The organism is Allobosea psychrotolerans (assembly GCF_002917105.1).
Classification (GTDB): Bacteria; Pseudomonadota; Alphaproteobacteria; order Rhizobiales; family Beijerinckiaceae; genus Allobosea; species Allobosea psychrotolerans.
Genome location: NZ_PQFZ01000021.1, coordinates 25,172 through 49,106 on the forward strand (window position 1 = coordinate 25,172; position 23,935 = coordinate 49,106).

Annotated in this window: 20 protein-coding genes; 8 read left to right on the plus strand and 12 right to left on the minus strand. The window is 67.1% G+C overall.

Translation table 11 applies throughout. From position 1 onward, the window contains the following. Positions 1-6: 6 nt before the first annotated feature. The 5 genes from CYD53_RS24935 to CYD53_RS24955 all read right to left on the minus strand — a co-directional run bounded on the left by CYD53_RS24935 (position 7) and on the right by CYD53_RS24955 (position 7,275). Complete coding sequence (locus CYD53_RS24935; RefSeq protein WP_103720797.1) at positions 7-1,578, minus strand: ABC transporter substrate-binding protein; 1,572 nt, start codon at positions 1,576-1,578, stop codon at positions 7-9. 22 nt (positions 1,579-1,600) lie between these two features. Beyond that, complete coding sequence (locus tag CYD53_RS24940; RefSeq protein WP_103720798.1) at positions 1,601-2,344, minus strand: SDR family NAD(P)-dependent oxidoreductase; 744 nt, start codon at positions 2,342-2,344, stop codon at positions 1,601-1,603. Further along, the gene (locus CYD53_RS24945) at positions 2,341-4,344 is read right to left on the minus strand and encodes a hydantoinase B/oxoprolinase family protein (RefSeq protein WP_103720799.1); all 2,004 of its coding nucleotides are present in this window, start codon (positions 4,342-4,344) and stop codon (positions 2,341-2,343) included. The genes CYD53_RS24940 and CYD53_RS24945 overlap by 4 nt, the downstream gene beginning before the upstream one ends. After that, on the minus strand, positions 4,341-6,404 hold the full coding sequence (locus tag CYD53_RS24950) for a hydantoinase/oxoprolinase family protein (RefSeq protein WP_103720800.1): 2,064 nt from the start codon (positions 6,402-6,404) through the stop codon (positions 4,341-4,343). Before CYD53_RS24950 ends, CYD53_RS24945 begins: the two co-directional genes overlap by 4 nt. Before the next feature lie 133 nt (positions 6,405-6,537). Further along, positions 6,538-7,275 carry an SDR family NAD(P)-dependent oxidoreductase gene (locus CYD53_RS24955; protein WP_245928421.1) on the minus strand — a complete coding sequence of 246 codons (738 nt, stop codon included), beginning with the start codon at positions 7,273-7,275 and terminating at the stop codon, positions 6,538-6,540. Between the two features lie 140 nt (positions 7,276-7,415). On the opposite strand from CYD53_RS24955, the gene CYD53_RS24960 reads away from it, so the two are divergent. Further along, the gene (locus CYD53_RS24960; RefSeq protein ID WP_103720802.1) at positions 7,416-8,204 is read left to right on the plus strand and encodes an IclR family transcriptional regulator; all 789 of its coding nucleotides are present in this window, start codon (positions 7,416-7,418) and stop codon (positions 8,202-8,204) included. 205 nt (positions 8,205-8,409) lie between these two features. Here CYD53_RS24960 and CYD53_RS24965 read toward each other — a convergent pair whose 3' ends face one another. Beyond that, a complete protein-coding gene (locus tag CYD53_RS24965; RefSeq protein ID WP_103720803.1) occupies positions 8,410-10,002 on the minus strand; it encodes an ABC transporter substrate-binding protein in 1,593 nt (530 codons plus the stop codon). A 258-nt stretch (positions 10,003-10,260) separates the two neighbouring features. Between CYD53_RS24965 and CYD53_RS24970 the strand changes: the two genes are divergently transcribed. Together CYD53_RS24970 and CYD53_RS24975 are read left to right on the plus strand one after the other, a co-directional pair. Next, the gene (locus CYD53_RS24970) at positions 10,261-11,754 is read left to right on the plus strand and encodes an amidohydrolase family protein (protein ID WP_103720855.1); all 1,494 of its coding nucleotides are present in this window, start codon (positions 10,261-10,263) and stop codon (positions 11,752-11,754) included. Positions 11,755-11,760: 6 nt separating this feature from the next. Beyond that, the gene (locus tag CYD53_RS24975; RefSeq protein WP_103720804.1) at positions 11,761-12,696 is read left to right on the plus strand and encodes a CobW family GTP-binding protein; all 936 of its coding nucleotides are present in this window, start codon (positions 11,761-11,763) and stop codon (positions 12,694-12,696) included. Between the two features lie 57 nt (positions 12,697-12,753). On the opposite strand, the gene CYD53_RS24980 is transcribed toward CYD53_RS24975, so the two are convergent. Then, positions 12,754-13,674 (minus strand): LysR family transcriptional regulator, encoded by a 921-nt coding sequence (locus tag CYD53_RS24980; RefSeq protein ID WP_103720805.1) that lies wholly within the window; start codon positions 13,672-13,674, stop codon positions 12,754-12,756. A gap of 150 nt (positions 13,675-13,824) precedes the next feature. Between CYD53_RS24980 and CYD53_RS24985 the strand changes: the two genes are divergently transcribed. From CYD53_RS24985 to CYD53_RS25005, 5 genes are all read left to right on the plus strand, one after another. Continuing rightward, positions 13,825-15,411 carry an ABC transporter substrate-binding protein gene (locus CYD53_RS24985; RefSeq protein WP_181012016.1) on the plus strand — a complete coding sequence of 529 codons (1,587 nt, stop codon included), beginning with the start codon at positions 13,825-13,827 and terminating at the stop codon, positions 15,409-15,411. 18 nt (positions 15,412-15,429) lie between these two features. Beyond that, complete coding sequence (locus tag CYD53_RS24990) at positions 15,430-16,380, plus strand: ABC transporter permease (RefSeq protein WP_103720807.1); 951 nt, start codon at positions 15,430-15,432, stop codon at positions 16,378-16,380. After that, positions 16,380-17,231, plus strand: a complete 852-nt coding sequence (locus tag CYD53_RS24995; RefSeq protein ID WP_103720808.1) for an ABC transporter permease — start codon at positions 16,380-16,382, stop codon at positions 17,229-17,231. Before CYD53_RS24990 ends, CYD53_RS24995 begins: the two co-directional genes overlap by 1 nt. A gap of 103 nt (positions 17,232-17,334) precedes the next feature. Continuing rightward, positions 17,335-18,039, plus strand: a complete 705-nt coding sequence (locus CYD53_RS25000) for a GDSL-type esterase/lipase family protein (RefSeq protein ID WP_181012017.1) — start codon at positions 17,335-17,337, stop codon at positions 18,037-18,039. A 280-nt stretch (positions 18,040-18,319) separates the two neighbouring features. Next, positions 18,320-19,063, plus strand: a complete 744-nt coding sequence (locus tag CYD53_RS25005; RefSeq protein WP_103720810.1) for an aspartate/glutamate racemase family protein — start codon at positions 18,320-18,322, stop codon at positions 19,061-19,063. Between the two features lie 33 nt (positions 19,064-19,096). Here CYD53_RS25005 and CYD53_RS25010 read toward each other — a convergent pair whose 3' ends face one another. From CYD53_RS25010 to CYD53_RS25030, 5 genes are read right to left on the minus strand one after another with little or no spacing between them, the layout of a single operon-like run. Continuing rightward, positions 19,097-20,023: a polysaccharide deacetylase family protein gene (locus CYD53_RS25010; RefSeq protein ID WP_103720811.1), complete on the minus strand. Its 927-nt coding sequence runs from the start codon at positions 20,021-20,023 to the stop codon at positions 19,097-19,099. Next, complete coding sequence (locus CYD53_RS25015) at positions 20,023-20,823, minus strand: ABC transporter permease (protein WP_103720812.1); 801 nt, start codon at positions 20,821-20,823, stop codon at positions 20,023-20,025. Before CYD53_RS25015 ends, CYD53_RS25010 begins: the two co-directional genes overlap by 1 nt. Next, positions 20,820-21,650, minus strand: a complete 831-nt coding sequence (locus CYD53_RS25020) for an ABC transporter permease (protein WP_103720813.1) — start codon at positions 21,648-21,650, stop codon at positions 20,820-20,822. The genes CYD53_RS25015 and CYD53_RS25020 overlap by 4 nt, the downstream gene beginning before the upstream one ends. Continuing rightward, positions 21,647-22,723: an ABC transporter ATP-binding protein gene (locus tag CYD53_RS25025; protein WP_245928422.1), complete on the minus strand. Its 1,077-nt coding sequence runs from the start codon at positions 22,721-22,723 to the stop codon at positions 21,647-21,649. Before CYD53_RS25025 ends, CYD53_RS25020 begins: the two co-directional genes overlap by 4 nt. A gap of 16 nt (positions 22,724-22,739) precedes the next feature. Continuing rightward, the gene (locus CYD53_RS25030) at positions 22,740-23,786 is read right to left on the minus strand and encodes an ABC transporter substrate-binding protein (protein WP_103720814.1); all 1,047 of its coding nucleotides are present in this window, start codon (positions 23,784-23,786) and stop codon (positions 22,740-22,742) included. Positions 23,787-23,935: the final 149 nt, after the last annotated feature.

Below are 23,935 nucleotides of genomic sequence, written 5' to 3' on the forward strand. Positions count from 1 at the left end.
GCGTGCTCAGCCTCGTTTCAACGAGGCCCAGCGGATGTCCTGCCCGTTGCTGACGGGCGAGAAGCGGATGCCCTCGACCTTGCTCGAATAGGGGCCATACCATTTGGTGTTGTAGACGAAGATCCCGGCCGCATCGTCGTTCACCATCTGGGTCATCTCCTCATAGAGCTTGCGGCGCTCCTCCTGGTCGCTCGAGACCAAAGCGCGGTCGAGCCGCCTGTCGAACTCGGGATTGCTGTAATAGGAGAAGGTCCGCGTGCCGTGGTAGCGCGTGCCGTAGAGCTCGCCGACCCAGTTGTTGGGGTCGACATAATAGGTGCTCTTCCAGAGCGGGATGATGTCCGCCTGCGTCTGGGCGTTGCGCATCCGGCTCGAGACGACCGACCAGGGCGAGACCTCGACTACGACCTCGACGCCGATCTGGCGCAGCGTGTTCTGGAACAGGGTCGCCGCCTGTTCGGACTCGCTGAAGCCCGCCAGCGCGTTGATGGTGATCGGCCGCAAGGGCTCGGTCACCTTCTTCAGCTCCTCGCGGGCGAGGTCGAGATTGTAGCTGTAGCCCTTCAGCCCCGGCGGCGTGCCCCAGATGTTGTTTGGGTTCGGACCCGGATTGCGGTTGACCGAGCCCTTCATGATATTGGCGATGAAGCCGTCATAGTCGAAGGCATAGGCCAAGGCCCGCCTGAAATGGACGTTGTTCATCAGGGGCTTGCTGGTGTTCAGCGCCAGGATGAAGACGCGCATCGACTCCTGGTCGATGATCTGGACATTGGGCGATTGGCGCAGGCGCTGGATCTGGTCATAGGGCAGGTAGCCGTCGGCGCCCTGATAATCGCCGCGGATCAGCCCGAGCACGCGGGTATTGGTCTCCAGCACGGTGCGGAATTCGACATCGTCGAAGGGCTGCCCGGTCCAGCCGGCGAAATGCTCGACGAAGCGCCGGCCGGTCCAGCCCACCGCCGGATCGTGCCGGCGCAGGGCATAGGAGCCGCTGCCGGCCTCGTTGCGCGCCAGCCAGGCTTCGGCCCAGTCGCCGTTCTTCTCATTGGCCTTCACCAGCTCGCTGTTGACGATGAGGATGTCGGGCACCGTGGTGAGGAAGATCGCGGAGGGCTGGCTGAGATTGAACTCGACGGTGTGGGCGTCGAGCGCCTTGGTCGAGCCGGGCTTGATCGCGTCGAGATAGAGGCTGGCCGCGCCCTTCTTCAGCGCGATGATGCGCTCGATCGAATAGACCACATCATTGGCGGTGACGGGCTTGCCGTCATGGAACTTGGCGTTCTGGCGCAGCTTGAAGGTGTAGACCTTGCCGTCGCCGGAGACGCTGTGGCTCTCGGCGAGCCAGGGGATCATCTTCGGGGGATTGTCGACCCAGCGATAGAGCCCGTCATAGAGGTTGAAGCGCGAGGCGGCCCGGGCGGTGTCGAAGATCGTATGGGGGTCGAGATTGTCGTAGGGGCTGTTATTCGCATAGACGAATTTGCCCCCGCTTTGCGCCGAGGCGCCGGCCCATCCGGCCGAGGAGAGGGCGACCGAACCCAGAACCGTCTTCAGAGCATCTCTGCGTGTCTTGGTCATGCCATCCTCCTCTGTTGCTGGGTCAGGGGCTTCCCGTGACCGAAAGCACCTGACCGGTGATGAAGTCGGCGTAGTCGGACGCCAGGAACATCACGGCATGCGCGATATCCTGGGGCGTGCCCGCCCGCCGGCGCGCCGTGTTCTCGATCATGCCGGCCTGGCGTTCGGGCGAATAGGAATTCCACTGGCGCTCGTAATCGGGGCTGGTGCGCTGGAAGCCCGGCGCCACCGCATTGACGGTGATGCCGAAGGGGCCGAGCTCCTGGCCGAGCTGGCGCGCGAGCCCGATCTCACCGGCCTTGGCCGAGGCATAGGCCTGGATGCCGGTGAGCGAGGTACGCAGGCCCGCCCCGCTGGCGATGAGCACGATCCGGCCCTTGCCGCGCGCCTTCATGCCGGGCGCGACCGCCTGCGCGGCGAGAAAGGCCCCTGTCAGGTTGACGTCCAGAATGGCGCGCCAATCCGCCTCATCGACCTCTTCGAGCGGCTTGGCGCTCTGGCCGAGCACGCCGCCGGCGACATAGACCAGCACATCGACCGGCCGGCCGGCGATCGCCTCGCTCCCGGCGACCCAGGCCTGGACCTGACTCTTGTCGCGCAGGTCGAGCGCGGTCTTGTGCGCTGCGAGACCGGCCATCTCATCGGCCAATCGGTCACCGGCGAAGACATTGGCTCCGCGCGTGGCAAAGCTTTCGACGATGCCACGCCCGATGCCCCGGGCGGCGCCGGCGATCAGCACGCTCTGCCCTTCGAACGTGATGTTCATGCCGCTGCTCCGATCGTCCGGGGCGCCACTTGCGGATACGACAGCAGAAGGCTCGCATAGGCGCGCTCGATCGCGGCGACGGGATCGCTTGCGGCGGCAGCGTCTGCGCTCACGGCCGCGAAGACCTGGTGCTTCATGAAGAAGCGCCATTCGACGGGCAGGGCAAAGAGCCTTTCCGAGAGATGGTCCCAGGCGGCATCGGACCACACCGTCTCGAAGGCGAGGCGCGCCGGATCGAGCGTCAGGCCGCCCGGCGCCGGGCCGTTGAGCGCCGGGCCTGGCCGGGCGCGCAAGGCGAGCGTCTGCTCCTCGTCGAGGATGCCCGCTTCGATCACCACGCCATAGGCCAAGGCGCCGGCTTCGCTGACCTTGCCTTGCGCGACGTCGTCGAGCACCTCGGCCAGCGGCCGGGTGTAGGGATCGCCCCAGCCGCCGGCGCCCGAGGCCGAGATCATCAGCACGTCGCCAGGCGCGCAGTGCACCACATCGGTGTTGCCGAGCGCTTCCTCGCCCGCCGTTCCGGGGTTGCGCAGGAAGCCGCAGGTCGCGCCGGGCTGGCCGCCCTCCAGGCCCCAGCAGGAGAATCGCACGCGGTCGCGGTTACGCGCCGTGACCACCGAATTCGGCGAGAACAGCTGGAACGTCATCTGGGCCGCGAGCCCGCCGCGATGGCGCCCGGCGCCGCCGCTATCGGGCACCAGGCCGTAGCCGAGCACCTTGATCGGCACCTCGGCTTCGGTGATCTCGATCGGCGTGTTCTTGAGGAAGGAGTTGGAGCCGTCCTGTCCGTCCTCGCGGGCCGAGCCGCCGCCTCCGCCCGTGATCGGGTTGATCGAAGCCATGGCGAGGCGCCCGGTTCGGCTGTCGGTGGTGCGTACATTGAGAATGCCGCCGCCGCCGGCGGGGCCTGCCGGCAGCCGGTCCGGCATGGCCTGCGAGAAGGCGCCCACGACCATGCCCTGGATCCGGGTGCAGGTCAGGCTGCGCATGCCGGTCGCCGCCGGATAGACCGGATTGACCACCGATCCTTCGGGCAGGATGCAGCGCACTGGCCTGAGCAGCCCGGCATTGAGCGCGACCGTCGTGTCGAGCGAGTAGACGACGTAGTTGTAGCCGACCAAAGGCAGGATATGCCTCGGCAGCCCGCCGGTCGGCATGTTGAGCGCCGATTGCAGTTGCGGGTCGCTGCCGCTGAAATCGAACACCGCCTCGTCGCCACGCACCTGCACGCAGAGCTTCAAGCGGCATGGCACGCCGCCGGGGCTGTCCTCGTCGATATAGTCGGTGAAGACATAGTCGCCATCCGCCATCGCCGCGAACAGGCGCCGGGCCTGCCGGTCGGCCAGGTCGAGCACGCCATGCATCGCAGCGCAGACCGTCTCAGTGCCGAAGCGGGCGACCGCGTCCATGATCTTGCGCTCGCCCGTCTTGAGCGAGGCGATCTGGGCCTTGAGGTCGCCCCAGTTCTGATCCGGCATGCGCACATTGCGCAGCATGATCCGCAGCACCTCGTCGTTCATCACGCCGGCATCGACGAGCTTCATCGGCGGGATCCGGATGCCCTCTTGATGGACCTCCGTCAGCGCCCGCGACAGCGAGGCGGGCACAGCGCCGCCCATATCGGTGTTGTGGATATGGCCGACGGCGAAACAGATCAGCCGCTCGCCCGCGAAGATCGGCATCCACAGATGCATGTCGGGCGCATGGGTGCAGACGAAGCCGGAATAGGGGTCGTTGGTGACGCAGATGTCGCCGGGGCGGTAATCGGGAATCGCCTCGATGGCGCCGGCATAGTCGAGCCCGATGAACCAGGTCGCGCCGAGATCCTTCGGGCTGGCGAAGGTCTGCCCGCATGGCGTGGTCAGTCCGCTGGTGAAATCCTCGGTCTCCTTGACGAAGGCGGAATGGGCCGTGCGCAGCAGCGTATAGGCCATGCTCTCGGCCGCGGCCTCGAAATGGCTCTTCAGGATCTGGAGCGTGACCGGGTCGAGCGTGCTCATGTCATGCTGCTCCGTTCCATGCCGCTCCGTCGCAGGATGAGGTTGGCGTAGGCGTCGACCTCGCCGGTGAAGCCGGGCGGCACCCATGTGGTGCTGTCGTCCTGGATCACGACGGCCGGCCCGTCGAAATGGCTGCCGGGCGGCAATTCGCGACGCTCGAACAGGCCCGCCGCAATATCCGCGCCGCGATGCGTGACCGTCAGTTTTCGGCTGGCGACGACATGGGTTCTGGTCATCTCCCGGGCCGGCAAGGCCGGCTTGGGCGTGCGGCCGGCAATGACGACGCGCAAAGCGACGATCTGCACCGCCGCCTTGTCGTCGGCATGGCCATAGATCTCGGCATGCTTGGCGTGGAAGGCCGCAGTGATCGCAGCCTGGTCGCCTGCGGCGATCCAGGCCGCCTCCAGAGGCGTCTCGATCTCGTAGGACTGGCCGCGATAGCGCATGTCGCCGGAGATGGTGAGGGCGGCCTCGCCGGAATGGCCCTGGCTGCCGTGGAGCCAGTCCCGCGCCTCGGCTGCGAGCCCCTCGAAGGCTCGGGCCAGCCTGCCCATCGCCTCGGCCGTCATGTCCAGGAAGACCACGCGCACGAAATCGGAGCGCAGATCGGCGAGCAGGCCGCCGAGCGCGGCGAGCACGCCGGGCGTCTCCGGGATGATCACGGCCTCCATCCCGATCGCCTCGGCGACGAGACAGCCCAGCATCGGCCCGGCGCCGCCGAAAGCGAGCAGCGCATAGCCGCTCGGCTCCTCGCCGACCTGCGAGAACAGGCGGCTGATCTCGCGATACATGTTGGCGACAGCAAGATCGACGATGGCCTCGGCGGTTGCCGCGACATCGCGTGAAAGTCCCGCCGCCAGCGGCGCCAGCACCGCAAGCGCCCGCTCCCGGTCGACATTGACGGCGCCGTAGCCGAGCCCGCCGGAGCCGAGGACGCCCAGGGCGGCGAATGCGTCGGTGATCGTCGCGCGCTCGCCGCCGCGGCCATAGCAGGCCGGGCCGGGTGTCGATCCCGCGCTTTCCGGCCCGACGCGCAGCACGCCGAGCGTATCGACGCTGGCGACGGAGCCGCCCCCGGCCCCGATCGACGAGACCGAGACGGTCGGGAGATAGATCGGATAGCGCCCGACGAGCTCGCCGGAGCGGAAATCCGGCATGCCGTCGCGCAGCAGCGCGACATCGGCGCTGGTGCCGCCGATGTCGAGGCTCATCACCCGGCTGAAACCGGAGCGCTGCGCCACGAAGCCGGCGCCGATCACGCCCGCCGCCGTGCCCGAGAGCAGCATCTCGATGCTGCGGTCCTTGCCGGCGGCGGCGGTCATGACGCCGCCATTCGACTTGGTGATCATCGGGGCCGGCGCCACGCCGCGCGCGGTGAGCGCGGCCTCGAGCCGGCCGATGTAATGCGATACGCGCGGCTGCACCGAGCCGTGGATGCAGGCCGTGATGGTGCGCTCATATTCGCGCACGATCGGCCAGACATCGGCCGAGCAGAACACCGGCAGCGACGGGCTGAGCTCGGCGATGCGGGCCTTGACCAATCGTTCATGCGCCGGGTTGGTGTAGCTGTGCAGGAAGGCGAGAACGATGCCTTCCGCGCCCGCCCTTTCGGCCTGCCGCAGCGCCTCGGAGATGGCCGCATCGCTGGGGACGAGCTCGGCCTCGCCGGCCGCGTTCATCCGCTCACCGAGTTCGATCACGCGGTCGCGCGGCACCAATGGCGGCGGCCTGCGCGAGAACAGGTCGTAAGGGTCGGGGATCTTCAGCCGCGCCAGCTCCAGCACGTCACGGAAGCCTGCGGTCACGAACAGGCAGAGTTTCGCGCCGGTGCCCTGGATGATGCTGTTCACGCCCACGGTCGAGCCATGGGTGAAATAGGAGATGGCGCGAGGTGAAATCGCGAAGCGGCGCTCGATCTCGTCGAGCCCCTGCAGCACCTCGGCTCCCGGCGCGTCCGGCCGCGACAGCACCTTGAGCGTGCGCAGTGCCGAGCTGTCCTCGTCGAACACGCAGAAATCGGTGAAGGTGCCGCCGATATCGACGCCGACGCGATAGCCCATGATTCAGCTCCGCCCGTTCGGCATCGCGAGGATGCGCGGCAGGTCGGTGTGGTCAGGACCGAGCGCCTTGTACCGGACATCCTTCGGCCGGATCCGGGGCTCGCTTCGGATGGAGAGGGTCATTGGCGGGCGCTCAGCATTGATACTGGAAGCCGTCGACGGTGATCGCCTGGCCGGTGATGAAGCAGGGTTTCGAGGCGGCCAGGAACAGCACGAGCTGCGCGACATCCTCCGGGGTGCCGAGGCGATGCAGCGCGATGCCATTTGCGGCGATGGCGGCGCCGCGCTCGCGAGTCAGCACATTGCCCAATTCGGTCTCGATCACGCCCGGGCAGATCGCATTGACCAGGATCGTCGGCCCCAGCTCCTTGGCCAGGGCCTTGGTCATGCCGATGATGCCGGCCTTCGCCGAGGCATAGGCGAAGCGGCTGACGGCTGCGGTGACGCCGCCGGAATGGGCGTTGAGCGACGACATCGAGACGATGCGGCCGCCGCCCTGCGCCAGCATCGCCGGGGCGACCGCGCGGACATAGTTGAAGCAGCTCTTCAGATTGATCGCGATGGTGCGGTCGAACTCGTCTTCGGTGATGTCGAGGATGCCCTTGGCCATCGAGCGGCCGGCATTGTTCAGCAGCACGTCGATGCGGCCGAATTCCGCGACGACCTCCGCGGCGATGCGCTGCGCGTCGGCGAAGGAGGAGACATCCGCCTCGAAGCTCAGGACCTCCCGGCCGAGCCCGCGGATTTCATCGGCGGTGCGGTCGAGCTCCGGCCGCAGCAGGTCGACGAGCGCGATGTCGAAGCCGGCTCCGGCGAGCGCCTTGGCACAGCCACGGCCGATGCCGCGCGCGCCGCCGGTCACGATCGCCACTGATCTTTCGCTCGCCGCCGTCATGCGCTGAATTCACTCCGCTTGCATGTGTTGCCGCTGGAACGTGCTGAATTCATCCGGATTGAAGGGGAGCGTATCGTCGGCTAATTTGTTCGACAAGCAGGATCAGGTTCACATATATGAATACCGAAGTGAAATCGGCGGCCCGGATCCTCGACCTCTTGGAGTATCTCGCAGGCTGTGCCGAGCCGGTGAAACTCAAGGAGATCGTCGCCGCGCTCGGCTTCCCCAAGAGCAGCGCCCATGCGCTCGCCCAGACTCTGGTCTCTCGCGGCTACGCCATCCAGGATTCCACCGAACGCTATGTGCTGGTCCATGCCAGCCGCCATCGTTCCGCGACCCGCGCCCATGAGGCGAGGCTGCTCTCCGCCGCGCATCCGATCATGGAGCAGTTGCGCGACGTGTCCGGCGAGACTGTCGTCCTGGCCGTGCGCACCACCCGGGGTGAATCGAAGCGCCTGGCGAAATGCGTCAGCCGCCAGGCCATCCGTTTCGATGTCGATCTCGACGGCCAGAGCGATTCCTATTGCACTGCGACGGGCAGATTGCTGCTGGCGCATTGGGAGGCCGGCCTCGCCAATGCCTATCTGGCGCGCGTCCCCCTGATCGCGCGGACGCCCAAGACCGTGACCGACCCCGACGCGATCCGTGCTCTCTTCCTGAGGATCCGCGCGGAAGGCGTTTCCGTCTGCGACGAAGAGCATGTCACCGGCTCGACGGGGCTTGCCGTGCCGATCCACGGCCGCGACGGCAGCGTCGTGGCGGCGCTCAATCTGGGCGTGGTGACGATGCGCTACCACGCCCGCAGCCACGAATTGATCGCGATGCTGAAGCAGGCCGGCCGGCAGATCAGCGAGCGGCTCGGCTATCGGCAAGACACCCGGCAAGAGGCGGACAGCGTCGCCTGATCGGAAGCGGCGCTGCGCGTTGCAGAGGCCCTGCTCCGAACCCGTTTGGAAACGCCAGCCCTCATCCCGAGGAGGCCGCGAAAGCGGCCGTCTCGAAGGATGCTCCAGATGGTGCCGGAGCCTCCCGGAGCATCCTTCGAGACTAAGCTCCTGCGGAGCGCTCTTCAGGATGCCGGCTCGGGAGGTTTCCAAACAGAGAAGCCTCTCAGCCCTTGCTGACGTCCCAGAACAATGGAAACGGCGCCTGCGCCACGCCCGAGAGCGCATTGCGCCAGGCGGAATGGCCGAGGAAGAAGCCGGTCGGCACGAAGGTGACATCGTCCATGCCGGCGCGATTGACCGCCTCGATCGCCTTCTTCTCGGCGGCGAGGTCGGGTGCATCGTACCAGGCTGCGATGTTCTGCTCGACCGCGTCATTGCTCGGCCAGCCGAACCAGGCCTTGTCGCCGCTGGCGCTGACGCCCTTGTAAGGGGCGGGGTTGATGCAATCGACGCCGGAATGCCAGCTGAAGAAGATGTTCCAGCCGCCCTCGCTGACCGCTTTCTTGCTGGTGCGGCGGGAGCCGACGGTGCCCCAGTCCAGCGACTGGTAATCGACATTGACGCCGATGCGGCCGAGCATGTCGGCGGTGACGTCGCCCTGGGCCTTGGTGATCGGCACATCGGCCGCGACCAGCATCACCACCTTCTCGCCATTGTAGCCGCCCTGCTTCAGCAGCTCCTTCGCCTTGTCGTATTGGCGCGGGCCCTTCAGGCGCTCGGCGCCGGCTTCCGTGTAGAGCGGCGTGCCGGGCGTGAAGAAGCTCGGCATCTCCTTCCACAATGCGGTGTCCTCGCCGACGATGGCTTGCATGTAGTCGGCCTGGCTGACGGCCCATTGCAGCGCCTGGCGGCAGAGCTTGTTGTTGAAGGGCGGCAGCAGGTGGTTGATGCGCATGGCGCCGACATTGCCCAGCGGATCGGCGATGCCGACCTTGATGGCGCGGTTCTTGGCCAGCAGCGGAACGAGGTCGGCGATGGGATTTTCCCACCAGTCGATCTCGCCGTTCTGGAGCGCGCTCGCCGCCGTGCCGGGGTCGGGCATGGTCATCCATTCCACGCGGTCGAGCTTCATGACCTTGCCGCCGGCGAGCCAGTCGCTCTTCTCCTGCCGGGGTTGATAGCCGGCAAAGCGCTGGAAGACGGCGCGTGAACCCGAGACCCATTCGTCGCGCTTGAAGGCCATCGGGCCGGAGCCGACATACTCCTTGATCTGGGTAAAGGGGTCGGTCCTGGCGATCCGCTCCGGCATGATCACCAGCAGCGGCGTGTTGCTCTTGCCGAGTGCGTAAAGCAGCTTCGGAAACGGCGCTTTCAGGCGGAAGCGGAAGCTGCGGTCGTCGACCGCCTCCAGCGCGTCGAGGCGGGACTGGATCATCTGACCCATGCCGTCGCGCGGCATCCAGCGGTTGATGCTGGCGATGACGTCCCTGGTCAGCACCGGCTCGCCGTCGTGGAACTTCAAGCCGGCGCGCAGCTTCAGCGTCCAGGTCCTGCCGTCGGCGGAGACCTCATGGCCCTCGCACATCTGCGGCTTCGGGGTGAGGTCGGCACTGACGCCGTAGAGCATGTCGAAGACCAGCAGGCTCGCATTGCGCACCACGAGCTGCGTGCCGGCGACGGCGTCGAGATTGGGCAGGTCGGCTTGCGGCACGAAGCGCAGCACCTTGGCGTCCTGCGCGCGCACGATGCTGGGAGCCGCGAGGCGGCTGCCGGCCAGGGCGGCGCCTGCGCCCAGAAGGAAGTGACGGCGTTTCATGCTGGTCTGTGCTCCTGATTCCTGCGGCGTTCGTCCAAGGCGGCGGGCCTGTCGGCCATGAGGCCGGCCTCGTCCTCTCGAACGCCGTCACGTCAGGAGATGAAAGCAAATCCGCGGCCATGCCATGCGCCGCCGGCCGATTGCGGTCGCCGCAGAATCTGCCTCTACTGCCGGCCCTGTTCGCCCATGGCCGGTCGAATGCGTCGCCGGAGGGCGACGCCGGCCCGAGGCGCGGGGTTTGGCATGCGGAGCGGCGATATGAGCGGTTTGGTGATCCGGGGCGGCCGGGTGGTGGATCCTGAAAGCGGGATCGATGCGCTGGCCGAGATAGCGGTGCTCGACGGCAAGATCGCTGCTGTCGGAACCGGGCTCGGCGAGGCCGAACGGGTCATCGACGCGACGGGGCTGGTCGTCGCGCCCGGCTTCATCGATCTGCACGCGCATGGCCAGTCCATCCCCGCCGACCGCATGCAAGCCTTCGACGGCGTCACCACGACGCTGGATCTCGAAGCCGGCGTGATGCCTGTCGCCTCCTGGTATCGGCGCCAGGCCGAGCAGGGGCGGATCCTGAACTATGGCGCCTCCACCAACTGGGCCTTCGCCCGGATCGGCGCCATGGTCGGGATCAACGAGGAATCGTCCCTGGAGGCCTTCGGCCGCGCCATGCGCGACCCGCGCTGGATGGACAATATCGCCAGCGACAGCGAGCAGGCCGGGATCATCGCGCGCATCGCGCAGGGCCTTGACGAGGGCGGCATCGGCATCGGCATCCTGAATGCCTATGCGCCGGGCGCCGGCGTGCAGGAATTGACGGCGGTCTGCCAGCTCGCGGCGGCGCAGGGCGTACCGACCTTCACCCATATCGCCTATATGTCGCGCATCGACCCGAAAAGCGCCGTCGAGGCCTATATCCGCCTGATCGGCTATGCCGGCGCGACCGGCGCGCATATGCATATCTGCCATTTCAACAGCTCCAGCAAAACCGATGTGGAACGCTGCGCCGAGCTGGTGATGAAGGCGCAGGCACAGGGCCTGCCGATCACGGTCGAGGCCTATCCCTATGGCACCGGCTCCACCGTGCTGGCGGCGGCCTTCTTCAGCGATCCCGAATTCGAGACGCGCAACGGCACCGGCTATGATTCCGTGCAGCGCGTCGCCGATGGGCGCCGCTTCCGCGACCGGCAGGAGCTGCTGGCGGCGCAGGCCGAGGAGCCCTCCACGCTGGTGCTCTGGCACATCCTCGACACCGAGAACAACGAGCACCACCGCCGCATGCTCGATCTCTCCGTGCTCTATCCCGGCGGCGCGATCGCCTCCGACGCCATGCCCTGGAGCTTGCCTGACGCCTCGACCTATACCGGCGATGCCTGGCCCCTGCCCGAGGACGCGACCTCGCATCCGCGCTCGGCTGGCACCTTCACCCGCTTCCTCCGCCACTGGGTGCGCGAGCGCCAGGCGGTTTCGCTGCTTGAGGGCATCGCCAAATGCACGCTGATCCCGGCGGAGATCCTGGCGGCGAGCACGCCCGCCATGCGCGACAAGGGGCGGCTGCGGCGCGGCGCCGATGCCGATATCGTCGTCTTCGATTTCGAGACGCTGACCGACCGGGCCGAATTCACGGCGATGAACCGCCCGGCCGAGGGCGTGAAGCATCTTCTGGTCAATGGGCAGGCCGTGATCGGCGACGGCGTCATGGATGTGGCGGCGCGCCCCGGCCAGCCCGTGCGCCGGCCCGTCGCGGCCGGCGCCTGAGCCGGCATGCCCGTCCCGATCCTGCTCGTGGCCGGCTTTCTGGGGGCCGGCAAGACGACGGTGGTGAACCATATCCTGGCCCATGCCGGGGGGCGGCGCATCGCCGCCGTGGTCAATGATTTCGGCGCCATCAATATCGACGCTGAACTCATCGCCGGGGCCAGCGACGGGGTCGTCAGCCTCGCCAATGGCTGCATCTGCTGCTCGCTGGAGGGCGACCTGCTGCGCACGCTGGCGACGATCCTGCGGCGCAAGCCCAGGCCGGACGCCATCCTGATCGAGACGAGCGGCGTCGCCGACCCCGAGGATATCGTCCGCAATCTCCTGGACCCCGTGACCTTCCAGGAGGCGCCGCTGGAGACGGTGCTGTGCGTGGTCGATGCGACGATGGCTCCCGCAGGGCTGGACGATCCCCTGCTGCGCGCGCAGCTTCGCGCCGCCACCATGGTGGCGCTGAGCAAGGTCGATCTCGTCGATGCGGCACAGCGGCAGCGGGTTCGCGATGCCGTCGCGGCGATCCGCCCGGGCCTGCTCCAGATCGAGGCCCCGCACGGGCAGGTGCCGCTGGAGCTGGTTTTCCCTGACAGTCCGGACCGGCCGCCCGTACCGCGCCCGCCCGGCAGCCGCCGCCCGAGCTTCGAGCGGTTCGAAAGCCTGAGCTGGACCTCCGATAAGCCGGTCTCGCTGCCGCGCCTGCAACAGGCGATCGCCCGGCTCGCCCCGAAACTCGCCCGCGCCAAGGGGCTGTTCGAGACGGTGGAGCAGCCGGGCCGGCAATTCCTGTTTCAGCTCGCCGGCGGCCGGGCGACCCTGGTCCCGGCTGGTGCGCCGGCATCGGGGCTGCCGCGCGCGCGGATCGTCTTCATTGCCGAGCTGGCGGCCTTGTCTGCCGCCGAGATCGCCGCGGTCATGGATGGGTGCGTTGCCGAAGGGGCGGACTGAGGCGAGCCGTTCCGCGCCTTGCCGGCAGGAGAGCGAGCCGGCCTGCCATCCATGGGATCAACCCGGCCGGAACTCGCCGTCGACATGGCCCTGCGCGATGGCTTGCCGCAATTCGCTCCGGATCGTCTCGGCGAGGCCGCGAACGGTCGGGTTGCTGCGTTTGATCTTGGACACGGCGAGGTGGAAATAGAGGATCAGCTCGGGATCCGTGACCTGCCGGATGGCGAGGCGATCGAGGCCGCCGCCATGCAGAAGGCTCAGCGGCACGATCGCGGCTCCATGTCCCTCCTCGATCATCGGCCGCACGGCGACGAAATCATCGACCTCCGCATAGATCCTGAGGGCGATATCGTGCTCGCGCGCGCAGGTTTCGACGATCCGCCCCAGCGCGTTCTGGCGGCTGTGCATGAACAAGGGAGTCGCGGTGGCCTCCGCGAAGCTGATCGTCGGCGCGGACTCGCCTCCGGCGCGCGCGACATGGAACAGCCGCGCGCTCATCAGGGTCTCGACGAGGGAACCGGATGCGGCGCGCTCGGAGTTGAAAACCCCGATATCGATCTCGTCGCGCGCCAGCCATTCCGCGATCTGCAGGCTGGATCCACCGCGCGCGTGGAGCTCCACACCGGGAAAGCGCTGGGTGAACGCCGAGATGACCCGTGAGGCCAGCGGAATGCTGATCGTGCCCGTCCAGCCCAGGCGGATCGATCCCACCACTCCGGTCCGGCGCCCGATCAGCGCCTGCTTCGCCGCCTCCAGCCCCGCGACATGCGAGGCGATCGCGGCCCGAAAGATCGCGCCATCCCGGGTGAGGCTGACGCCGCGCCCGTCGCGGATGAAGAGGCGTGTCGAAAGCTCTTCCTCGAGCAGCTTCAGGTCCCGGCTGAGCGCGGGCTGCGCCACGCCGAGATGGGCCGCGGCGCGCAGTAGATTGCCGGTCTCCGCGATCAGCAGGAAGTTCTTGAGCTGCCGCAGTTTCACGCCTGCCTCGGCCGGTTGGATATAACGGTTTTTTATATCTGAATCGCCGTGGCGGGACTAGGTGCAGGGATGGCGCTTCGCTAGGTTCGCTGGCCAACGACAAGCCCGGCGCAGATCGGGTCGATGTCGCGGAAACGCTGGGAGGAAACCATGTTGAGAGCCGCTGTCATCGCAGCAGGGCTGGCCGGATCGCTCACGCTCGCGGCAGGGGTGCGCGCACCCGCGCAGGCCGAGACGGTCCTGCGGATCAAGAACACGGGCGACATCAAGCAGCTCGATGCGCTCTTCACCTCGTCCTATCCGACCCGGGACATGGCCTATCTCATCTACGACACGCTGTTTTCGCTGGATGGCAACTACCAGGTCCAGCCGCAGATGGTCGAGGACTACACCCGCTCGCAGGATGGCAGGACCTATACGTTCAAACTGCGCGACGGGCTGAAATTCCACGACGGCAAGCCCGTCACGAGCGGCGACTGCATCGCCTCGATCGAGCGCTGGATGAAAAAGGACAGTCTCGGCGCCGAGCTCGAAAAGCGGCTCGAGGCGATCAAGCCTGTCGATGCCGCGACATTCGAGGTGCGGCTGAAGGAACCCTTCGCGCGGATTCTCGACGGTTTCGGCCGGATGACGGCCTATCCGCTGTTCATCATGCCGGAGCGGCTGGCGAAGACGCCGGCAACCACCGAGCTCAAGGAGTTCGTCGGTTCCGGCCCCTTCAAGCTGATGCCGGAGGAGTGGATTCCGGGCGTGAAATTCGTGCTCGCGAAGAACCCGGACTACAAGCCGCGCAGCGAACCGCCGAGCGGGCTGGCCGGCGGCAAGATCGCCGGTGTCGACCGCATCGAACGCATCCAGTTCAGCGACGATCTGAGCGCGGTCAATGCGCTTCTGGCGGGCGAGATCGACTATGTCGCCGAATTGCCCCCCGAGATGCTGCCGGTGCTGGAGAAGGACAAGGCGATCAAGGTCGAGAAGGCGCCAGTCCTCGGCAAGAACCTCCAGGTGGTGATCAACCACACGCAGCCGCCGATGGACAACGTCAGGATCAGGCAGGCGCTGCAATATGCGATCAGCCAGTCGGATTCGATGCAGGCCCTCTTCGGCAGCCGCAAGGATCTCTATCAGCTCTGTCCCGCGCTGTTCATGTGCGGCAGCCCGTATGAGACCGCTGTCGGCAGCGAGCGCTTCATGAAGCAGGACTTCGAGAAGGCCAGGGCCCTGCTCAAGGAGGCGGGCTATGACGGCACGCCGATCGTCTATCTCCATCCCATGGACCTGAAGGCTCAACGCGATGTCGGCACGGTCATGGTGAGTTCCATGCGCAAGGCCGGTTTCGTGGTCGAGGACGTGCAGATGGACACGGCGACGATGTTCACCCGCCGCGCCAGCAAGGCCTCCCCCAGGCAGGGCGGCTGGAACGTGTTCATCACGGGCTTCGCGGGCGACGCCCTGATGGATCCGCTGACCAACCCCTATGTCACCGGCGCCTGCGAGAAGGCGTTCATCGGCTGGCCCTGCGACAAGCCGCTGCAGGATCTCTGGCAGGCCTTCCTGACGGCGGGCGACGAGGCCGCGCGCAAGACGGCCGCGATCGCGATGCAGGCCAGGGCGAACGAGATCGTCACCTATATCCCGCTCGGCCAGTACAACGATCTCTCGGCATGGCGCAAAACCGTCTCCGGCTTCGTTCCGGGAGCGACGCTGACCTATTGGAACGCGCGCAAATCCGACTGAAGCCGGCAGCATCCTTTCATGGCCCGTTACCTCTTCCAGCGACTCCTGGCGACGGCGCCCGTCATGCTGACGGTGCTGGCGATCGTCTTCCTGCTCCTGCATATCGGGCCTGGCGATCCGGCAGCCGCGATGGCCGGCGACAATGCCAGCCCCGAGCAGATCACGCAGATCCGCCAGCGCCTGCATCTCGACCAGCCCTTGCCGGTCCAGTTCCTGATCTATCTGCGCCAGCTCGCGCAGTTCGATCTCGGCGTCTCCGTCTATTCGGGGCGGCCGGTTGCGACGATGATCCTGCAGCGGGCGGAGCCGACGTTGATGCTGGCCCTGACGACGAGCCTGCTCTCGGTCCTGCTCGCGGTTCCCGCCGGCGTCTTCGCGGCGCGCCGGCTTGGCCGGGCGACCGATTATCTCGTCATGGGCCTGTCGGTCGCGGGCTTCTCGGTGCCGGTCTTCGTCGTCGGCTATGCCTTGATCCAGCTCTTCGCGATCGAACTCGGCTGGCTCCCGGTGCAGGGATACCGGCCCCTGGCGAGCGGCGCCTGGAACACTTTGCGCAGCCTGACGCTGCCCACGGTCGCGCTGACCTTCCTGTTCGCGGCGCTGGTCGCCCGCATCACCCGGGCGACGATGCTCAATGTCCTGTCGGAGGATTATATCCGCACGGCACGGGCCAAGGGCGTGCCGGACGGGCGCATCCTGATGGTGCACGCCCTGAAGAATATCGGCGTGCCGGTGGTGACGGTGGTCGGCACCTCCTTCGCGGCGCTTCTCGGCGGCGTGGTCGTGACCGAGTCCGTCTTCAACATTCCAGGCATCGGGCGCCTGACGGTCGATGCCATTCTCGCGCGCGACTATCCGGTCGTGCAGGGCGTGATGCTGGTCTTCGCCGTCGTCCTCGTCCTCGTCAACGTCCTGGTCGATCTCAGCTATGCGCTGTTCGATCCGCGCATCCGGCAGGGGGAACGGTGATGGGCGCGACGATGATCGTCCGTCGACGCCGCCTGAGCGCATCATCGCTCGCGCTCGGCTTCAACCTCGCCGTGGTCGGGGTCGTACTGGGCTGCGCGCTCCTGGCACCGCCCCTCCTCGGCTACAGCAGCGATCTGAACATGGCCGAGGCGCTGCAGCCGCCAGGCGCCGCCCATTGGTTCGGCACGGACAATCTCGGCCGGGATATTTTCGTACGCACCGTGTCCGGCGCGCGCACCTCGCTCCTCGTCGGGCTCGGCGTCTCCGCTTTGACCCTCACTGCGGGCGGCGCGATCGGATTGCTGGCAGGCTATGTCCGCACGGTCGACAGCGTGACCATGCGCATCATGGACGGCTTCATGGCGATCCCCGGCGTGCTGCTGGCCATCGCGCTCGCCTCCCTGCTCGGCAGCGGTCTCGTCACCGTGATGATCGCGATCAGCGTGCCCGAGATTCCCCGCACCGCCCGGCTGATGCGCAGCGTCGTGCTCAGCCTGCGCGAGATGCCCTATGTCGATGCGGCGGTCTCGATCGGTTCGAGCACGCCGCGGGTCCTGTTCCGGCACATCCTGCCCAATGCGACGGAGGCGCTGGTGGTGCAGGCGACCTTCATCTGCGCCTCCGCCATCCTGGCCGAGGCGGTTCTCAGCTTTCTCGGCGTCGGCATCTCGCCCGACCTTCCGAGCTGGGGCAATGTCATAGCCGGCGGGCGCCAGTTCTTCCGCGTCGCGCCCTGGATCATCGCCTTTCCCGGGCTTTTCCTGTCGCTGCTCGTGCTGGCGGTCAACCTGCTCGGCGATGTGCTGCGCGAGCGCATCGACCCGCGCCTCGCCGCGCGGAGGGCGTCATGACGAAGGCGGGGCGCTCCGCACCGGCTCTTCGCCGCTTCATGGCGATCCTGCTCGCCGCCGGCCCATGGCTTTCGCCTCACATTCTTGCCTGCGAGGCTCATCCGTGAACGGACACTCCGAGACCTTCCAGACGACGCTGCCATCGCCCGAGGGAGAATGGACCACCAGCCGCTATGACGACGACGTCGTCGCGATACGCGGGCAGGTGTTGCGCCGGCGCTTTGCCGCCAGGCCCGCGGTCTTCTTCGGTTCCTCTTCGTTTCGCTATTGGCACCGCATGGCCGAGGATCTCGGCTGCCTCGATCTGGCCAATCTCGGCTTCGGCGGCGGCACGGTCGAAAGCGGCCTGCGCTATTTCGACAGCCTGCTCGGCCTCGTCGATCCCGCGAGCATCGTCCTCTATTTCGGCGAGAACGACATCGCCAATGACGGCCTCGATGCCGACTCCGCCTTCGCAGGAGCCCAGAGGCTGACACGGCGCATTCGCGATGTTTTCGGGGCCGTTCCGATCTACCATCTCTCGATCAAGCACAGCCCCGCCCGCTGGATCTATGCCGACGAATTCACGGCGTTCAATGCGATGCGGGCCGAGAGCTGCGCGGATGGCAGCGACGGCGTCTTCGTGGACGTGTCGAGCTGCCTGCTCGGACGGCATGGGCGGCCGATCGGGCGCTTCTATGAAGCCGACGGCATCCATCTGAACGCGGCAGGCTATGCGCAATGGGCCGAGGTGATCGCAGGCGTGCCCGGCCTGCTTCCGGCCAGGGCCGGCGGGAGGCCTGACCGGGGCGCCGACGATGCGGGATGAGCGGCTTGATCCCGCCCTCCAGCAAGCTGCGCATGGAGAACCTCTGCATGAACAGGAACGGAATCGTGCCCAGCAGGATGGCCGGCCGGCGCTCCAGGGCCTGCGACGTAAGCCGAGCGCGATCCCCGCCGAACTGCCGGGATATCCGGGGATCTCAGAAGCAAACGCGATGAGCCCGCATGCCGGGCGCTTTGCCCAAAGCGAGGTCGACGGACGCGGCGACGAGCCTCACTATCTGCCCGGAGGCCGCTTCTGAACGCGCCCATGAGGACGGAGATCCATGCGCATCCTTCTGCTGAATCCCAATACCACCGAAGCGATTACCCAGCGCCTCCTGGTCGCGGCCAAGGCGGTGGCGGCGCCGCGGACCGAGATCGTGCCGCTGACGGCGCCACGTGGCGTGCCCTATATCGCCAGCCGGGCTGAGGCTCAGATTGGCGGAGCCATCGCGCTCGACATGCTGGCCGAGCATCACCACGCGGTCGACGCCGCGATCATCGCCGCATTTGGCGACCCCGGGCTGATGGGCGCGCGCGAACTCTTCGACATCCCTGTCGTGGGCATGGCCGAGGCAGCCATGCTGACCGCCTGCATGCTCGGCAAGCGCTTTTCCATTGTCACCTTCGCGCGGGCGCTCGGGCCCTGGTACGAGGAATGCGTCGCCATGCATGGGCTCGGCGGCCGCTGCGCTTCGATCCGCATGCTCGACGAAACCTTCGCCGATATCGGCGATGTGCAGGAGGAGAAGGAGGAGGTCATCCTCGCGCTCGCCAACCGGGCCGTGGCCGAGGATGGCGCCGATTGCGTGATCCTCGCAGGGGCGCCGCTGGCCGGGCTGGCGGCCAAGGTGGCCCATCGCATCCCGGTGCCCGTCATCGACCAGATCGGCGCGGCGCTGAAGCAGGCCGAGGCTCTGGTCGCCCTGCAGCCGCGCAAGGCAAGCGCCGGAACCTTCTGCAGGCCGCCGGCAAAGCCGACGCTGGGGCTCTCGGAAGCATTGGCGGCGCGCATCGAGCATCGTTGACGGGTTGTCCCGGACGTTGCAGGCGTGGGCGCCTCAGCGCCCGCCGATCAGCTCCTCGCGCCCGGTCTCGCGCAGCCAGTGCCGGGCGATCTCGTCGCGCCGCGCGAACCAGGTTCCCGGCTTCGACGCCGCATGGGCGAGAAAGCGCTCCAGACCGGCGATCCGCCCGGGGCGGCCGATGATGCGCAGATGCAAGCCGACCGTCATCATGCGCGGCGCGTCCGCGCCCTCCTCATGGAGCCGGTCGAAGGCATCGATGCAGTAGCGGGCGAAGTCATCGCCGAAGACGAAGCCGCCGCCGCGCTGGAATCGCATGTCGTTGGTGTCGAAGGCATAGGGCAGCACCAGGTGGTCGCGGCCCTCGACTCCTACGAGATAGGGTAGGTCGTCGTTATAAGCATTGGAATCGTAGAGAAATCCGCCTTGTTCCAGGAGCAGCCGCCGGGTGTTCGGGGAGGTTGCCGAGCGCGTGTGCCAGCCGCGTGGCGGCATCCCGGCCGCGGCCGTGATGGCCTCGACCGTGCGGGCGATGGCGAGACGCTCCTCATCCTCGCTCATATTGGCGTGGCGCTCCCAGCGCCAGCCATGGGCCGCGACCTCATGGCCATCAGTGACACCGTCCCGTGCGAGCCAGGGCGATATCGCCAGGCTACGGCCATTGGCGTTCATCGTTCCGCGCACGCCATAGTCCTGCAGCAGCTTGCGAATGCGCGGCCAGCCGGCGCGCGGGCCGTATTCGAAATGCGACTCCATGCACAGGTCGCGGACGCCGGAAATCTCCTCGACGACCTCATAGACGGACTCGTTGCGCTCATCGCCCTGGCCGAGCGAGAGTTCCGCGCCTTCCTCAATGTTGATGACGACCGAGACGGCCAGCCGCGCATCGCCGGGCCAGCGCACGGCCGGAGGCGCGCTGCCATAGCCGCGGAAATCGCGGTCGCTGCCGATGATCCCGCTCATCACAGATCGGCCATGCGGCGCAGGCCGACGAGGCGGTCGCCAAGCACGAGAACGCCGATCGACAGCAGGATCAGCAGCGTCGAGATCGCGGCGATGGTGGGATCGGGGCTTTCCTCGACATATTGCAGCATCTGGATCGGCAGCGTCTTGGTCCAGGCATCGGTGAAGAAGATCGAGATCGGATAGTTGTCCATGGAGGCGAGAAAGGCGAACATGCCAGAGGTCAGGAAGGCGGGCGCGAGCGAAGGGACCAGCACTTTGAACACGGCTTTCGGATAGGTCAGGCCGAGCGTGCGCGCGGCGTCGATCAGGGTGAAGTCGAAGAGCGAGAGCGAGGCAAAGACGGTCCGCACCACATAGGGCAGCGTGATCACGACATGGGCGAGCACGAGGCTCACCCAGACGTCGCGCAGGCCTGCCGCGCGGAAGCTCTCCAGCATGGCGATGCCGATGACGAGGCCGGGCAGCATCAGCGGCGAGACCAGGAAGGTGACCACGGCCTCGCGTCCGCGGAACTGGCCGCGCAGCAGGCCGATGGCGCAGAGCGTGCCGAGAACCAGCGCGACCGCGGTCGAGAATGCGGCGAGCTTCACCGAGGCGAAGACCGGCGGCCAGAGATCGCGCGAGCGGGCCAGCGCCTCGTACCAACGCAGCGACCATGATGACGGCGGCAAGGTGAAGACCGCGCTCGAACCGAAGGAGACGGCGACCGTCACCACGAGCGGGGTGAGCAGAAAGACGACGGTGAAGGTCGCAAGCAGCCCGGCAAGCCAGCCGGCGATTTTTTCGATGGCCGTCATGCGGCGCCTCCGAGCCGGCGCGACAGCCTGGAACTCGCCACGACGATGCCGATCGTCAGCGCGAGCAGGACGACGGCGGTCGTCGAGCCGAGTTGTTCGTTCCGCATGAACAGGAAGGAGCGGCCCGTCAGCGTCGCCAGCGTCTGGAAGCGGTCGCCGATCACGAGGCTTGGAATCACATACATCGAGGCGGCCATCGAGAAGACGAAGGCTATGCCCGTGATGATGCCGGGTAGCGACAGCGGTATCGCGACCTTGAAGAAGCGATAGACCGGCGAGGCGCCGAGCGTCGCCGCCGCCTCGCCCAATCGCGGGTCGACGAGCTTCAGCACGGAATAGATCGGCAGGATCATGAAGGGCACGAAAATATTGGCCGCGCCGATGACGAGGCCGGTCTCGGTGAAGAGCAGGCGCTGCGGCTCGTCCCAGATGCCGAGCCCGGTGAAGATCTGCGAGACGACGCCGTCGCGCCGCAGCACGATCTGCCAGGCGAAGGCCTTGACCACGACGCCGACCGAAAGCGGCAGGATGATCGCGACGAGGATCGCCGCCTGGACGAAGCCCCCCGCGCGCGCCAGCACGAGCGCTGTCGGATAGCCGATCACGAGGCAGACCAGCGTCACCAGCGCCGCGCTGCGAACGGTATTGCCGAGAACGATCCAGCTGAACGGATCGGCGAAGAAACCGGCGAAGGCCGAAAAGCCGCCGGTTCCAAGCAGGCTGCGACCGAGCAGGAAGAGCAATGGCAGGCCGTAGACGACGGTGAGGTAGGCGACGGCTGGAGCGGCCAGCAGCAGGATCGGATCGAATCGGCGGGTGGTGCTCATGCCGCGCCTCCCTCTGCGGGCGCGGGGTAGACCAGCGTGTCGGCCTGCCGCCAGCTCAAAGGCAAGCTGGCGCCCGGCGCCGCGCCTGACGGCGCCTCATGCGCCTCGACGAGCAGGCGGCCGCCCGCCGGCGCCTCGAAATGGAGCTGGACCCGAGCACCCTGGAACACGATGTCGATCAGTGTCGCCTCGATGCTGTTCTCGCCACCAGCCCCGACCGTCACGCGCTCGGGGCGAATCCCGATGACGACCGGGCTGCCGGGGATGAATTGTCCCGGCGCGCACAGCCTTCCCGCTGCCGTCTCGATCGTCAGCATCCTCTCGTGACTGGCGACGACCGTGCCGGCGAGCCGGCTCGACAGGCCGACGAAATCGAGCGCGAAGGGCGTCGCCGGGCGATGGTAGATCTGGGTCGGCGTGTCCAGCTGTTCGATCCGGCCGCGATACATCACGGCGATGCGGTCGGACATGGTCAACGCTTCGTCCTGGTCGTGCGTGACGAAGATCGCGGTGGTGCCGACCTCGCGCAGGATCCGCTTGAGATCGATCTGCATCGCCTCGCGCAGCTTGCGGTCCAGCGCAGAGAATGGCTCGTCCAGAAGCATGAGCTTGGGCCCGACGGCGAGCGCGCGCGCCACCGCGACACGCTGCTGCTGGCCGCCCGAGAGCGCCTTGATCGAGCGGTCGGCAAAGGCCGTCATCTGGACGAGGCCAAGATAGCGCGCGACCGTCAGCGCGATCGTCTCCCGCGCTGCGCCGCGGGCCTTGAGGCCGAATGCGACGTTCTCCGCCACGCTGAGATGCGGGAACAGCGCATAGTTCTGGAAGACCACGCCGATGTCGCGCCGATGCGGCGGCTTGCGCGTGATCTCGTGGGTATCCAGGACGACCCGGCCGGTGTCGGGCGTCATCAGCCCGGCCACGATCCGCAGCAGCGTGGTCTTGCCGCATCCGGACGGGCCGAGCAGCGAGATGAACTCGCCCTTGCCGACGGCGAGATCGACACCGTCGAGGACGGTGGCGGCGCCGAAGCTCCGGCTGGCGCCGGTAATGTCGAGAAAGGCTGGGTTCACCGAGGCGGTCCCGGGCTCAGATCGCCATCTCGCGGTCCCAGCGCTTGATCCAGTCATTGCGCTGCGCCGCGACATTGGCCCAGTCGATCTGGTGGATCGTCACATCGGCGCCAAGGCCGGCCGGCCTCGGCACCGCCTTGTTGGTCGCGAGCGAGAAGGTGGGGCCGGCGAGTTTCTCCTGCAGCTCGACGCCGAGCAGCTCGTTGACATAGGCGAAGGCGAGTTCGGCGTGCGGCGCGCCCTTGATCACGGCGATCCCCGACGGCATGGCGAACACGCCTTCTTTGGGCGCGACGAGGTCGATCGGCGCGCCCGCCGCCTTGCGCTCAAGCGCATAGGACGACATCGCCGGCCCGATCATATAGGCCTCGCCCTGCTCCAGCAGGTTATAGGCTTGCGGCTGCTGGGTGTAGATCGTCAGCAGGTTCGGCTTCAGCGAGACCAGCTTCTTGAAGCCGGCGTCGGTGTCCTTCTGGGTCGCCTCGAGCGTCCCGCCCGCCAGCATGCCCGCGGCGAACAACACCGGCAGCCCTTCGGTGTTCTGCAGCGAGGGGATGATGATCCGGCCCTTGTACTTCGCCTCGAACAGATCGGCCCAGGACGAGGGCGGGGTCTTCATCGCGCCCTTGCTGTAGGCCACGCCAAGCCAAGGCTGGAGATAATTGGCCCACATGCCCTCCATATGGCTGGAGCCGGGCACGAGTTGCGACAGGTTCGGCACCTTGCCGGGTGTCAGCGGATCCAGAAGGTCCTCCTGCACCGCCAGTATCATGACGGGATCGTCCATCTGGACGACGGACATGTACTGCTTGCCCTTGTTCTTCTGCATCTTCTCGAGGTTGACGAGAGAGCGGGTGCCTTCGAACAGCACCTTGCAATTGTACTTCTTCTCGAAGGCCGGAACCACGACCTGCTCGACCCAGGGCTTGTGGCCGGCCGCCCCGCCGACGACCAATTCCTTCGTCTGGGCGCGCAGGATCGAAGGGGCTGCGATGAGGCTCACGGCGCCAGCTGCGCCGGAGAGCAGGGAGCGACGGGTCGGCCGGGCGGAGAGGACGTCCATGGTCGGGTTCCTTTTCGTTCGGGAAAACGCGACCGTCCTCAGCAACCCCCGTGCCAAGCCGCGTGGCCCTGGTCGGAATCCGCTCTAGTTAAATTTAATCAAATACTTAGGTGGATGTTTCACGTCTCAGTTCGCTCAGGAACGCATAT

Coding starts and splice junctions, on each gene's coding strand:
- CYD53_RS24935 (WP_103720797.1), bottom strand. CDS start 1,578: ATGACCAAGACACGCAGAGATGCTCTGAAGACGGTTCTGGGTTCGGTC.
- CYD53_RS24940 (WP_103720798.1), bottom strand. CDS start 2,344: ATGAACATCACGTTCGAAGGGCAGAGCGTGCTGATCGCCGGCGCCGCC.
- CYD53_RS24945 (WP_103720799.1), bottom strand. CDS start 4,344: ATGAGCACGCTCGACCCGGTCACGCTCCAGATCCTGAAGAGCCATTTC.
- CYD53_RS24950 (WP_103720800.1), bottom strand. CDS start 6,404: ATGGGCTATCGCGTCGGCGTCGATATCGGCGGCACCTTCACCGATTTC.
- CYD53_RS24960 (WP_103720802.1), top strand. CDS start 7,416: ATGAATACCGAAGTGAAATCGGCGGCCCGGATCCTCGACCTCTTGGAG.
- CYD53_RS24965 (WP_103720803.1), bottom strand. CDS start 10,002: ATGAAACGCCGTCACTTCCTTCTGGGCGCAGGCGCCGCCCTGGCCGGC.
- CYD53_RS24970 (WP_103720855.1), top strand. CDS start 10,261: ATGAGCGGTTTGGTGATCCGGGGCGGCCGGGTGGTGGATCCTGAAAGC.
- CYD53_RS24975 (WP_103720804.1), top strand. CDS start 11,761: ATGCCCGTCCCGATCCTGCTCGTGGCCGGCTTTCTGGGGGCCGGCAAG.
- CYD53_RS24985 (WP_181012016.1), top strand. CDS start 13,825: ATGTTGAGAGCCGCTGTCATCGCAGCAGGGCTGGCCGGATCGCTCACG.
- CYD53_RS24990 (WP_103720807.1), top strand. CDS start 15,430: ATGGCCCGTTACCTCTTCCAGCGACTCCTGGCGACGGCGCCCGTCATG.
- CYD53_RS24995 (WP_103720808.1), top strand. CDS start 16,380: ATGGGCGCGACGATGATCGTCCGTCGACGCCGCCTGAGCGCATCATCG.
- CYD53_RS25005 (WP_103720810.1), top strand. CDS start 18,320: ATGCGCATCCTTCTGCTGAATCCCAATACCACCGAAGCGATTACCCAG.
- CYD53_RS25010 (WP_103720811.1), bottom strand. CDS start 20,023: ATGAGCGGGATCATCGGCAGCGACCGCGATTTCCGCGGCTATGGCAGC.
- CYD53_RS25015 (WP_103720812.1), bottom strand. CDS start 20,823: ATGACGGCCATCGAAAAAATCGCCGGCTGGCTTGCCGGGCTGCTTGCG.
- CYD53_RS25020 (WP_103720813.1), bottom strand. CDS start 21,650: ATGAGCACCACCCGCCGATTCGATCCGATCCTGCTGCTGGCCGCTCCA.
- CYD53_RS25030 (WP_103720814.1), bottom strand. CDS start 23,786: ATGGACGTCCTCTCCGCCCGGCCGACCCGTCGCTCCCTGCTCTCCGGC.